General features: G+C 58.7%; 12 protein-coding genes. 3 read left to right on the top strand and 9 right to left on the bottom strand.

Going from position 1 to position 11,506, the window contains the following annotated elements:
* Nucleotides 1-302: 302 nt before the first annotated feature.
* The gene (gene rpsU / locus ACM6IV_RS15960) at nt 303-518 is read right to left on the bottom strand and encodes a 30S ribosomal protein S21 (protein ID WP_002551877.1); all 216 of its coding nucleotides are present in this window, start codon (nt 516-518) and stop codon (nt 303-305) included.
* 199 nt (nt 519-717) lie between these two features.
* Here rpsU and tsaD point away from each other — a divergent pair, with 199 nt between their 5' ends.
* Nucleotides 718-1,743 (top strand): tRNA (adenosine(37)-N6)-threonylcarbamoyltransferase complex transferase subunit TsaD, encoded by a 1,026-nt coding sequence (gene tsaD, locus ACM6IV_RS15965; protein ID WP_414870717.1) that lies wholly within the window; start codon nt 718-720, stop codon nt 1,741-1,743.
* Nucleotides 1,744-1,766: 23 nt separating this feature from the next.
* Here tsaD and plsY read toward each other — a convergent pair whose 3' ends face one another.
* Entirely contained in the window at nt 1,767-2,336 is a 570-nt protein-coding gene (plsY, locus tag ACM6IV_RS15970; protein ID WP_414870718.1) for a glycerol-3-phosphate 1-O-acyltransferase PlsY, read from the bottom strand.
* 74 nt (nt 2,337-2,410) lie between these two features.
* Here plsY and folB point away from each other — a divergent pair, with 74 nt between their 5' ends.
* On the top strand, nt 2,411-2,767 hold the full coding sequence (folB, locus tag ACM6IV_RS15975) for a dihydroneopterin aldolase (protein ID WP_064390789.1): 357 nt from the start codon (nt 2,411-2,413) through the stop codon (nt 2,765-2,767).
* Nucleotides 2,758-3,276: a 2-amino-4-hydroxy-6-hydroxymethyldihydropteridine diphosphokinase gene (folK, locus tag ACM6IV_RS15980; protein ID WP_414870719.1), complete on the top strand. Its 519-nt coding sequence runs from the start codon at nt 2,758-2,760 to the stop codon at nt 3,274-3,276. The genes folB and folK overlap by 10 nt, the downstream gene beginning before the upstream one ends.
* A gap of 97 nt (nt 3,277-3,373) precedes the next feature.
* On the opposite strand, the gene ACM6IV_RS15985 is transcribed toward folK, so the two are convergent.
* The 7 genes from ACM6IV_RS15985 to apaG form a co-directional block, all read right to left on the bottom strand.
* On the bottom strand, nt 3,374-4,603 hold the full coding sequence (locus ACM6IV_RS15985; RefSeq protein WP_414870720.1) for a multifunctional CCA addition/repair protein: 1,230 nt from the start codon (nt 4,601-4,603) through the stop codon (nt 3,374-3,376).
* Between the two features lie 63 nt (nt 4,604-4,666).
* Nucleotides 4,667-6,229, bottom strand: a complete 1,563-nt coding sequence (locus ACM6IV_RS15990) for a SpoVR family protein (RefSeq protein ID WP_414870721.1) — start codon at nt 6,227-6,229, stop codon at nt 4,667-4,669.
* The gene (locus ACM6IV_RS15995) at nt 6,226-7,497 is read right to left on the bottom strand and encodes a YeaH/YhbH family protein (protein WP_090286856.1); all 1,272 of its coding nucleotides are present in this window, start codon (nt 7,495-7,497) and stop codon (nt 6,226-6,228) included. Before ACM6IV_RS15995 ends, ACM6IV_RS15990 begins: the two co-directional genes overlap by 4 nt.
* A gap of 121 nt (nt 7,498-7,618) precedes the next feature.
* Complete coding sequence (locus tag ACM6IV_RS16000; protein WP_007910115.1) at nt 7,619-9,541, bottom strand: PrkA family serine protein kinase; 1,923 nt, start codon at nt 9,539-9,541, stop codon at nt 7,619-7,621.
* Nucleotides 9,542-9,839: 298 nt separating this feature from the next.
* The gene (gene glpE, locus ACM6IV_RS16005) at nt 9,840-10,169 is read right to left on the bottom strand and encodes a thiosulfate sulfurtransferase GlpE (RefSeq protein WP_123589042.1); all 330 of its coding nucleotides are present in this window, start codon (nt 10,167-10,169) and stop codon (nt 9,840-9,842) included.
* A 33-nt stretch (nt 10,170-10,202) separates the two neighbouring features.
* On the bottom strand, nt 10,203-11,084 hold the full coding sequence (locus tag ACM6IV_RS16010) for a symmetrical bis(5'-nucleosyl)-tetraphosphatase (RefSeq protein WP_414870722.1): 882 nt from the start codon (nt 11,082-11,084) through the stop codon (nt 10,203-10,205).
* Nucleotides 11,084-11,464: a Co2+/Mg2+ efflux protein ApaG gene (apaG, locus tag ACM6IV_RS16015; protein ID WP_414870723.1), complete on the bottom strand. Its 381-nt coding sequence runs from the start codon at nt 11,462-11,464 to the stop codon at nt 11,084-11,086. Before apaG ends, ACM6IV_RS16010 begins: the two co-directional genes overlap by 1 nt.
* Nucleotides 11,465-11,506: the final 42 nt, after the last annotated feature.

Genomic DNA, 11,506 nt, shown 5'->3' on the forward strand with positions numbered 1-11,506 from the left:
TGCGCTGAATCCGCTGACGGCCGGTTCAGGGCCTCGGATAGCTCAATAAAGCGGGCACGCATGCAGGTGCCTTGGGCTGATCGTCGTAAGAGGAATCAGTGGGTGTGCTCGTCAGTAGCCTTGAAAGGCTCGTCAGAAAAGACGTGCACCGCTGGCAAAAGAGCCAGGTCTGACGCGTGAAGCAGATTTGTCTCGGTCGCGTGTGCGGCTTCGACGGTGAAGCATCAAGCGTTTTACGCAAATGCCATTAGCCCGGCTGAGAGCCGGGCTTAGGCAAGAAGCTTGCTACGAACGTCTGTGTATTAGTACAGACGAACGGCGCGGCGCTGTTCGCGCTGAACTTTCTTGGCGTGACGCTTAACAGCGGCTGCTGCTTTGCGCTTACGCTCAGAAGTTGGCTTCTCGTAAAATTCGCGGCTACGAACTTCAGCCAGTACACCGGCTTTTTCGCAGGAGCGCTTGAAACGACGCAGAGCTACGTCGAAGGGTTCGTTCTCTTTAACTTTGACGGCTGGCATCCAGAGCTACCTTCATTCATTACCGGGGTCAACATCCTCGCGGCAAAAGAGCACTTGAAGACGTCGGTTTTTAAGGGTTGCGGATGTTAACCCCTCATCGCTCGGAATGCAAAGCCTCTGATCGAAAACCGCTGGTCGGGGCATCACGCGGCGACTATTATGCGCGCCTTCGAATTCAGCCTAAACAAGGCGCAAACCCATGCTAGTACTGGGATTAGAAACCTCCTGCGACGAAACCGGCGTCGCATTATATGACAGCGAACGCGGCTTGTTGGCCGACGCTCTCTTCAGTCAGATCGACCTGCATCGCGCTTATGGCGGTGTAGTGCCGGAGCTCGCCTCGCGTGACCACGTCAAGCGCATGCTGCCCTTGATTCGTCAGGTGTTGGCCGAGGCTGACTGCGTGCCGACCGAGATCGATGCGATCGCCTATACCGCAGGCCCTGGCCTGGTTGGCGCGTTGCTGGTCGGCGCTTCCTGCGCTCAGGCGCTGGCGTTTGCCTGGGGCATTCCTGCGCTCGGTGTGCACCACATGGAAGGGCATTTGCTGGCCCCGATGCTGGAGCCAAAACCGCCGCAATTCCCGTTCGTCGCTTTGTTGGTCTCGGGTGGTCATACGCAGCTGGTTCAAGTCGATGGCATCGGTCAATACAGCCTGCTTGGCGAAACGCTCGACGACGCCGCCGGCGAAGCCTTCGACAAAACCGCGAAAATGATGGGCCTCAATTACCCGGGCGGGCCGGAAATCGCCAAGTTGGCGGAGAAAGGCGTTGCCGGACGTTTCACCTTCCCGCGTCCGATGTGTGATCGTCCGGGTCTGGATTTCAGCTTCAGCGGCTTGAAAACCTTCGCCCTCAACACCTGGCAGCAATGCGTCAACGCCGGGGACGACAGCGAACAAGCCCGTTGCGACATCGCGCTGGCGTTCCAGCAGGCCGTGGTGGAGACTTTGACCATCAAGTGCAAGCGTGCCCTGAAACAAGCGGGCATGAAGCGTCTGGTGATTGCGGGCGGCGTCAGTGCCAACAAGGCGTTGCGGGTTTCGCTGGAAAAGATGCTCGGTGACATGAAGGGCGATGTGTTTTATGCGCGTCCGGAGTTCTGCACCGACAACGGCGCGATGATTGCGTTTGCCGGTTGCCAGCGTTTGCAGGCCGGACAGCAGGAAAGTCTGGCGATCAGCGTGCAGGCGCGTTGGCCGATGGAGCAATTGTCGGCCTTGTAATGAGCGACGCTCATCGACGGTATTTAAAAATGCCGTTCGCGCCCGGCAAACAGGTCGCGTAGATTGCCGCGGTGGCGCCAGACGATCAGCAAGGTCAGTGCGCTCATCGGCATCAGCGCTTGCGGTTCCTGCCAGGCTAACAGTGGCAGGGTCAGTGGCGTGGCGATCAGCGCCGCCAGCGAGCTGGTGCGGGTCAGGTAGAACGTCAGCAGCCAGGCGCACACGGCCAGCAACGCGGCGGGTGGGTACAGGCCGAGCAGCATGCCGGCGGCGGTGGCGACGCCTTTGCCGCCACGGAAGCGGAAGTACAGCGGGAACAGGTGACCGATCACGGCGCAGACGCCGATCCACGCCTGATCCTGCAGCGAAAGGCCGGCAGCCGATGCGATCAGCACCGGCGCCAGGCCTTTGCACAGATCACCCAGCAAGGTCAGGATCGCCAGTTTGCGACCGGCCAGGCGCAGCATGTTGGTGGCGCCGGCATTACCCGAGCCACTCATTCGCGGATCCGGGTTTCCGGTCAGGCGGCTGAGCAAAATGGCGAAGGACAGCGAGCCGAGCAGGTAGGCGAGAGTCGCCAGTAACCAAAACATGCTAACTATTCCGGGCGAGGACGCCCTGATTCTAACGGCGCATTGCGCCCTTGTCGTGCAGCGGAGAGAAGTGCTTGGACAGAGTGTTTATCGAGGGCCTGGAAGTTGACACCGTCATTGGTGCCTATGACTGGGAGCGCGGCATCCGCCAGTGTCTGCGACTTGATCTGAGCTTCGCCTGGGACAATCGCCCGGCCGCCGCCGGTGACGACCTGACCCTGGCGCTCGACTACGCCAGCGTGTCCACGCGCATTCAGGCGTTTGCCGAGCAGGCGCAGTTCCAGCTGGTCGAGACTTTCGCCGAGCGTCTGGTCGAAGTGCTGATGAGCGAATTCAAGATCACTTGGGTACGTCTTAAGCTGACCAAACCCGGCGCCGTACCGGCCGCGAAAGGTGGTGTTGGCGTGGAGATCGAGCGCGGATGTCGCTGACTCAGGTGTACCTCGGGCTCGGTAGCAATATCGAGCGCGAAACCCATTTGCGCGCAGGGCTCGAAGCCCTGGCGACGTTTCTGGTGGATATCCGCTGTTCAGCGGTGTTCGAGAGCGCGCCAGTGGGCATCAAGAGCGGGCCTTTTTTCAATTTTGTGGTGTCGGCGTATACCGACCTGCCGTTGATGGAACTGGACCGACGCTTGAAGTTCATCGAGGCCGATAACGGTCGCTATGCGCCGGATCGCAAGGGCTTGCCGCTGGATATCGACGTGCTGCTGTATGGCGATCTGGTGGGTAATTTCGATGGGTTGGTTTTGCCGCGCGCGGAGATTCTGAAAAATGCTTTTGTGCTGTGGCCGTTGTCGCTGATTGCACCGGATCGCGTGCATCCGGGCGTGGGAAAAAGCTTCGCGACATTGTGGGCAGAGGCGCAGATTGAACAGGTGCTGGCGCCAGTAGCGTTCGAGTGGCGTGGCGCACAACTGACCCCATCAGATCTTCGTTGATCTGACGGACGCTTTCGCGAGCCGGCTCGTTCTCACATTTGGAATGCATTCCCTGTGGGAGCGAGCCGGCTCCGGGCGGCGATCCGACGACGCCTCTTCAAGCAGACGCTGCTTCTTTGTAGATCTTCAACGCCTTCAGTCGCTCACGCTTCAGCGCTTCGCCCAGTTCCGGACCTTTGAATCCCTTCTCCAGCAACGGCTGCACCGCCACTTCCCGCGCAGCCTTCGCCGCACCTCGCAAATAATCGGCCTGTGGATAACTTCTCTGCTCCAGTCCCTTGCGCCCGCGAGCATCCATTTCGCACGCGGCGATAAATTCTTCGAACCGCTGCGGCCGGCGATACACGTCAAAACTCTGCAGCAACTCCAACAATGTCGAAGCCTTCAGCTCCAGTGCCCGGTGGCCATGGGTGTGGTATTGGCCGACCAGTAACGCCAATTCCTGACAATCCTTCGGTGCCTTGAAGCGTTCGTTGACCGCTTTGATCAGCTTCAGCCCGGTGTGCTCATGGGCGATATGCCGCGGCCACTCTTCTTCCGGAGTCAGGCCTTTGCCGAGGTCGTGCAGCAGGCAGGCCCAACGCACCGTGAGCGGTTGTTTGTGCAGCGCCGATTGCTCCAAAACGCTCAGGGTGTGGAGGCCGGTATCGATTTCCGGGTGATGCGCTTCCGGTTGCGGCACACCGAAGAGCGCGTCGACTTCCGGCATCAGCACCTTCAGCGCGCCGCAGTCGCGCAGCACCTGAACGAATACTTGCGGCTGCTCTTCCATCAGCGCACGAGAGATTTCTTTCCAGCTGCGTTCGGCCGTCAGCGCCTCCAGCTCGCCGGATTCGCTGAGCTCGCGCATCAATTCCAGCGTCTCCGGCGCAACAGTAAAGCCGAGCCCGGCATAACGCGCAGCGAAGCGGGCAACGCGCAGCACACGCAGAGGATCTTCGGCGAACGCCGGGGAAACGTGGCGCAGAATCCGCGCTTCCAGATCACGCTGGCCATGGTAGGGATCGGTCAGATTGTGCTGGTCGTCCTCGGCCATGGCGTTGATGGTCAGGTCGCGGCGAATCAGGTCTTCTTCGAGTGTCACCTCGGGGCTGGCGTGAAAAGTGAAGCCGCCATAGCCGCGCCCGCTTTTGCGTTCGGTGCGGGCGAGGGCGTACTCCTCGCCACTCTTGGGGTGAAGGAACACCGGGAAATCCGCACCGACCGGGCGATAACCCTGGGCGAGCATTTCGTCCGTGGTGGCACCGACCACAACCCAATCGATGTCCGTGACCGGTTTGCCCAGCAAGCGATCACGTACAGCACCGCCAACCTTGAAAATCTGCATAAAAAACCTCCGTTAGCCCGACAGGATAACCCTTGCGTCAGACTTCCGGAGGCCGAAACCGGATCAAAGATGAATCACGGCAAGGTCAAGCCGACCGTAATCTCCTTCGCTGTGGTCACTGCGTGGCGGAACGTGGTGGGTTTTCATGATCTGGTCGCCTTGCAGGGTTTCCAGATGAATATCGAAGCCCCACAAACGATGCAGGTGTTTAAGCACCTCGTCGGTGGAGTCGCCCAGCGGTTTGCGGTCGTGTTGTTGGTGGCGCAGGGTCAGTGAGCGATCGCCGCGCCGATCGATGCTGTAGATCTGTATGTTCGGCTCGCGGTTACCCAGGTTGTATTGCGCCGCCAGGGTTTCGCGGATGATCCGGTAGCCGGGTTCATCGTGGATGGCCGGCACCAGCAGATCGTCCTTCTGGTCGTCATCGAGAATGCTGAACAGCTTCAGGTCGCGGATCACTTTCGGTGACAGGTACTGCAGGATGAAGCTCTCATCCTTGAAGCTGCTCATGGCGAACTTGATGGTCGACAGCCAGTCGGTCCCGGCAATTTCCGGGAACCAGCGGCGGTCCTCCTCGGTAGGTTCTTCACACATGCGCCGGATGTCACGATACATCGCAAAGCCCAGCGCGTAGGGGTTGATGCCGTTGTAGTAGGGGCTGTCGAAGCCTGGCTGGAACACCACGCTGGTGTGCGAAGTCAGGAATTCCATCATGAAGCCGTCGGTGACCAGCCCTTCGTCGTACAGGTCGTTCATCAGCGTGTAGTGCCAGAACGTTGCCCAGCCTTCGTTCATCACTTGGGTCTGACGCTGTGGGTAGAAATACTGGGCGATCTTGCGCACGATCCGCACGATCTCGCGTTGCCACGGTTCCAGCAACGGTGCGTGTTTTTCGATGAAGTAGAGGATGTTTTCCTGCGGTTCGGCCGGGAAACGAGCGTTGTCCTTGTCGCTGTATTTATCCGCGCCTTTGGGAATGGTGCGCCACAGATCATTGATCTGCTTCTGCATGTGCTCTTCACGATCCTTCTGCCGACGCCGTTCCTCTTCGGCGGAAATCGGGTACGGACGTTTGTAGCGGTCGACGCCGTAGTTCATCAGGGCATGGCAGGAGTCGAGCAGGTCTTCCACCGCATCGATGCCGTGGCGCTCTTCGCACTGCATGATGTACTGCTTGGCAAACACCAGGTAATCGATGATCGAACTGGCGTCGGTCCAGGTGCGGAACAGGTAATTGCCCTTGAAGAAGCTGTTGTGGCCGTAGCACGCGTGCGCCACCACCAGCGCCTGCATGCAGATGGTGTTTTCTTCCATCAGATAAGCGATGCACGGGTCGGAGTTGATCACGATTTCGTAGGCCAGGCCCATCTGCCCACGGCTATAGGATTTTTCAGTGCTTAGGAAATGTTTGCCGTAGGACCAGTGGTGATAGCCCAGCGGCATGCCTACCGAGGCATAAGCGTCCATCATCTGCTCGGCGGTGATCACCTCGATCTGGTTGGGGTAGGTATCCAGCGCATAGCGCGCCGCGATCCGGGCGATTTCGCGGTCGTAAGTCTGGATCAGCTCGAATGTCCATTCGGAGCCGGTGGAAATGGGTTGGCGCTTCTGCTCTTTGGCGGTCATGTCACTAACCTGCGCTGGAAGAGTTCACGGAAGACCGGATAGATATCCCCGGCCGAGACCAGTTGCTGCTGGGCAAAAGTGTCAGAGAAGGCTTCGGCGATGCGTTCGTATTCGTACCACAAGGCCTGATGTTCGCGCGGGGTGATCTCCACGTAAGTGTAGTACTGCACAAACGGCATGATCTGATTGATCAGAATGTCGCGACAGATCGGCGAATCATCGTTCCAGTTGTCACCGTCGGAAGCCTGCGCCGCGTAGATGTTCCACTCATTGCTCGGATAACGTTCGGCCATGATCTCCTGCATCAGTTTCAGGGCGCTGGAAACGATGGTGCCGCCGGTTTCCCGTGAATAGAAAAACTCCTCCTCGTCGACTTCCCGGGCGCTGGTGTGGTGGCGGATGAACACCACGTCGATCTTGTCGTAGTTCCGTTTCAGGAACAGGTACAACAGGATGAAAAAGCGCTTGGCGATGTCCTTGGTCGCCTGGGTCATGGAGCCGGAGACGTCCATCAGGCAGAACATCACCGCTTTCGAACTGGGATTGGGTTGTTTGATCAGCAGGTTGTACTTCAAGTCGAACGTGTCGAGAAACGGCACGCGATGAATACGCGCGCTGAGTTTCTCGATTTCCGCTTCGAGTTCCTGAATATCGCCGAAGTTGTCTGGTTCTTCCCGTCTCAGGCGTTCAAGTTCCGCTTTGACTTCACGCAGTTTCGCCCGGCTGCTGCCGGACAGCGCAATGCGCCGTGCATGGGCTGAGCGCAGGGTGCGGATGATGTTGATCCGCGACGGGTTGCCTTCGTTGCTGATACCGGCGCGTACGGTTTTGAAGGTGTCAGTACCGCTCAGGTTGCGTTTGACCAGATTAGGCAATTCGAGGTCTTCGAACATGAACTCGAGAAATTCTTCCTGGGTGATCTGGAAGACGAACTCGTCCATGCCCTCGCCGGAGTTGCCGGCCTTGCCCGGGCCGCGTCCGCCGCCACCTCCCGGTGGGCGGGCGATATGTTCACCGGCGGTGAACTCCTTGTTGCCCGGATGAACCACAGTCTGCTTCCCGCCGCGACCATGGTGAAGCACCGGTTCGTCGATGTCGCGACCGGGAATACTGATCTGTTCGCCGTGTTCCATATCGGTAATGGAACGCCGGCTGACCGCCTCTTCGACAGCCTTCTTGATGTGGTCACGGTAACGCCGCAGGAAACGCTGGCGGTTCACCGTGCTCTTGTTCTTGCCATTGAGACGTCGGTCGATCACATAACTCATAGGAAGCCCTCCGGGCAGCTTCAAGTTGTGAGCCTCAAGCTGCAAGTAAAAGCAGGTTCCCGGGCATCAGTGGGTTACGCGCTTTGTTCTTGCAGCTTGTAGCTGGAAGCTTGCTGCTGCTTCACTGCGACTTCCGGACCCGTAGGTACCATTCGGACAGCAGTCGTACCTGTTTGTCGGTGTAGCCACGTTCGACCATGCGTGTAACGAAGTCGTTGTGCTTTTGCTGATCCTCTTTGCTGGCCTTGGCGTTGAAACTGATGACCGGCAGCAGGTCCTCGGTGTTCGAGAACATTTTCTTCTCGATGACCACCCGCAGTTTTTCGTAGCTGAGCCAGGTTGGGTTCTTGCCGTTGTTATTGGCCCGCGCACGCAAGACGAAGTTGACGATCTCGTTGCGGAAATCCTTCGGATTGCTGATACCGGCCGGTTTCTCGATTTTCTCCAGTTCTTCGTTGAGCGCGACGCGGTTGAGGATCTCGCCGGTTTCCGGATCGCGGTATTCCTGATCCTGAATCCAGAAGTCCGCGTACAGCACGTAGCGGTCGAAGATGTTCTGGCCGTACTCGCTGTAAGACTCGAGGTACGCGGTCTGGATCTCCTTGCCGATGAATTCGATATAACGCGGTGCCAGGTATTCCTTCAGATAACGCAGATAGCGTTCGCGGGTCTCGGCCTGGAACTGTTCCTGTTCGATCTGCTGTTCCAGCACATAGAGCAGGTGCACCGGGTTGGCGGCGATTTCATGCGGGTCGAAGTTGAAGACCTTGGACAGAATCTTGAACGCAAACCGGGTCGACAGGCCGTTCATGCCTTCGTCGACGCCTGCCGAGTCGCGATATTCCTGAATCGACTTGGCCTTCGGATCGGTGTCCTTGAGGTTTTCGCCGTCGTAGACGCGCATCTTCGAGTAGATGTTGGAGTTCTCCGGCTCCTTCAGGCGTGACAACACAGTGAACTGCGCGAGCATCTTCAGGGTGTCCGGGGCGCAATGGGCCTTGGCCAGGGAGCTGTTGAACAGCAGTTTGTCGTAGATCTTCACTTCGTCACTGACGCGTAGGCAATAAGGCACTTTGACGATGTAGATCCGGTCGATGAACGCTTCGTTGTTCTTGTTGTTGCGGAAGGTGTGCCATTCCGATTCGTTGGAGTGGGCGAGCAGGATCCCGGTGAACGGAATCGCGCCGAGGCCTTCAGTGCTGTTGTAGTTGCCTTCTTGGGTCGCGGTCAGCAATGGGTGCAGCACCTTGATCGGTGCCTTGAACATTTCGACGAATTCCATCAGGCCTTGGTTGGCCCGGCACAGCGCACCGGAGTAGCTGTAGGCGTCGGCGTCGTTCTGTGGGTATTCCTCGAGTTTGCGGATGTCGACTTTACCGACCAGCGCCGAGATGTCCTGGTTGTTCTCGTCGCCCGGTTCGGTCTTGGCCACGGCGATCTGATTGAGGATCGACGGGTACAGTTTGACCACGCGGAACTGGCTGATGTCGCCGCCGAATTCGGCCAGGCGTTTGGTCGCCCAGGGCGACATGATGGTGTTCAGGTAGCGCCGTGGAATGCCGAAGTCTTCCTCGAGGATCGCGCCATCTTCGGTGGCGTTGAACAGACCCAGAGGCGATTCGAATACCGGCGAGCCCTTGATCGCGTAGAAGGGCACTTTTTCGATCAGCTGTTTCAGCTTCTCGGCCAGGGACGATTTACCGCCACCGACGGGACCGAGCAGATAAAGAATTTGTTTCTTCTCTTCCAGGCCTTGGGCGGCATGGCGGAAATACGAGACGATCTGGTCGATGCATTCTTCCATCCCGTGGAAGTCTTCAAAGGCCGGATAGCGACGAATGACCTTGTTGGAGAAGATGCGTGACAGCCTCGAATTGGTCGAGGTGTCGAGCAGTTCCGGCTCACCGATGGCCAGCAATAGACGCTCGGCGGCGGAAACGTAGGCGCTACGGTCTTTCTTGCACAGCTCCAGGTACTCTTGCAGCGAGAGTTCTTCCTGGCGTGTGGACTCGAAGCGTTGTTGGAAGTGGCTAAAGATACTCATGACGTCACCTCGCTCGATACGTGGAGCCGACGCCGGATCACTCAGTCGATGCTGGCAAACAACCGCTATGGCAGCTGTTTGTTTACCCCCCAGAACACTTCCACGATCGACAATCGCGAAAGTCACTCCCGATGACCCGTGCGCCGGTGTACCGGCTCTCCCCTGTTTTGGATGGCCTGGGCTTAAGGATAGTTGCTAATTCGGGAGGTAAAGGCGAGATACGTAATTATGTGTGGCAAGACCGTTCGTCTGCCAGCGCAGGCCCACGGCAGCCGGGGCCTGCACGTGACAAAAAAAATTATTCGGCGGTGCCTTGCGCGGTTTCCGACGGATAAGTCGTGCGCCACAACTCGAAGCCGCCGTCCATGCTGTAAACATCAGAGAAGCCCTGGCTGATCAGGTACGCCGCAGCACCCTGGCTGGAATTGCCGTGGTAGCAAACGACGACGGTCGGCGCATCGAGGTCGGCGCCTTGAATGAAAGCGTGCAGCGAGTGATTGTCCAGATGTTTCGAACCACTGATATGCAGCGCGGCAAAAGTGGCCGGGTCGCGCACGTCGACCACGACAGCGCCTTGTTCACGCAGGGCCTGGGCCTGTTCCGGGGGGATTCGTTTGAATTCGCTCATGGCGGGTTCCTGTTGCTCGGCTGAAAGCGCAGTCTAACGCGTCACGCGGACTGGCGAAGTTTCGGGGATAAGTGGTGCGACGGTCGGGGCGAGGCCGCCGTGTTCATCGCATTTGCACGACACGCGCTCGCCGCTGTCGACGTTCATCAGGGTCAGGCTGCCGCCCCAGACACAACCGGTGTCCAGCGCCGAGATGCCGGGCTCGTGAATATTGCCTTCGAGTGCCGCCCAATGGCCAAAGATGATGCGCAGGCCTTTGGTCTTGCGTTCCTTGTGCTGGAACCACGGTTTGTAACCGGCGGGTGCCGTGTCGAGGCCTTCCTTGCTCTTGAGGTCGAGTTTGCCTTCGGCGGTGCAGAAGCGCATGCGCGTGAAATAGTTGGTGATGACGCGCAGACGGGCCACGCCTTTAAGATCGTTGTCCCATTTCGCCGGCTCATTGCCATACATGCCGTCGAGGTAGGCGGGCAGCAGGTTATCGTCGCGCAGAGCGGTCTCGACTTCGTCAGCGCACTTCAGGGCCCGGCGCAGCGACCACTGAGGTGGGATGCCGGCGTGAACCATGGCGACATCGCGCTGCTCGTCGTAATGCATGAGCTTCTGTTGGCGCACCCATTCCAGCAGTTCGGCACTGTCCGGCGCCTCGAGAATCTCGCGCAGGGTGTCGGACTTCTTCAAACGCTCGATGTTTTTCGCCGCAGCCAGCAGGTGCAGGTCGTGATTGCCCAGCACGCAGACCAGCGATTCCCGCATGCCATACAGAAAACGCAGGGTTTCCAGTGACTGCGGGCCACGGTTGACCAGATCGCCGACCAGCCACAGGCGGTCGAGTTTCGGATCGAATGCGACCTCCCTGAGCAGGCACTTGAGCGGTTCGAGGCAGCCTTGCAGGTCGCCGACGGCGTACGTCGTCATCAGTGCAAGGCTCCGGGTACGGCGAGGAGGAAAGGTTTGATAACGGCGTCGAAATGTTTGCCGTCGTCGGCAACCATCTCGTAAGTACCTTGCATGGTGCCAACTTTGGTCGTCATCACGGTGCCGCTGCTGTAGGTGTGGCTTCGGCCGGCTTCGATCAACGGTTGCTGGCCGACGACGCCGGCACCGCGTACTTCCTCAACGTGGCCATCACCATCGGTTATCACCCAATGCCGCGATAACAGTTTGGCGGGAATCTCGCCGTTGTTCTGCACAGTGATGGTGTAGGCGAAGGCGAAGCGGTCGTGCTCGGGTTGCGATTGGTCTGCCAGATAGCGGGTAACGACGCTGACATCGACCTGGTAACGGGAATCGGACATGCAAAGGGCCTTAAACGAAGCGGAACGCGGGGCGTAGCTGAT

Source organism: Pseudomonas sp. IT-347P, assembly GCF_949768005.1.
In the GTDB taxonomy this organism is placed as follows: Bacteria; Pseudomonadota; Gammaproteobacteria; order Pseudomonadales; family Pseudomonadaceae; genus Aquipseudomonas.

Coding starts and splice junctions, on each gene's coding strand:
- rpsU (WP_002551877.1), bottom strand. CDS start 518: ATGCCAGCCGTCAAAGTTAAAGAGAACGAACCCTTCGACGTAGCTCTG.
- tsaD (WP_414870717.1), top strand. CDS start 718: ATGCTAGTACTGGGATTAGAAACCTCCTGCGACGAAACCGGCGTCGCA.
- plsY (WP_414870718.1), bottom strand. CDS start 2,336: ATGTTTTGGTTACTGGCGACTCTCGCCTACCTGCTCGGCTCGCTGTCC.
- folK (WP_414870719.1), top strand. CDS start 2,758: ATGTCGCTGACTCAGGTGTACCTCGGGCTCGGTAGCAATATCGAGCGC.
- ACM6IV_RS15985 (WP_414870720.1), bottom strand. CDS start 4,603: ATGCAGATTTTCAAGGTTGGCGGTGCTGTACGTGATCGCTTGCTGGGC.
- ACM6IV_RS15990 (WP_414870721.1), bottom strand. CDS start 6,229: ATGACCGCCAAAGAGCAGAAGCGCCAACCCATTTCCACCGGCTCCGAA.
- ACM6IV_RS15995 (WP_090286856.1), bottom strand. CDS start 7,497: ATGAGTTATGTGATCGACCGACGTCTCAATGGCAAGAACAAGAGCACG.
- ACM6IV_RS16000 (WP_007910115.1), bottom strand. CDS start 9,541: ATGAGTATCTTTAGCCACTTCCAACAACGCTTCGAGTCCACACGCCAG.
- glpE (WP_123589042.1), bottom strand. CDS start 10,169: ATGAGCGAATTCAAACGAATCCCCCCGGAACAGGCCCAGGCCCTGCGT.
- ACM6IV_RS16010 (WP_414870722.1), bottom strand. CDS start 11,084: ATGACGACGTACGCCGTCGGCGACCTGCAAGGCTGCCTCGAACCGCTC.
- apaG (WP_414870723.1), bottom strand. CDS start 11,464: ATGTCCGATTCCCGTTACCAGGTCGATGTCAGCGTCGTTACCCGCTAT.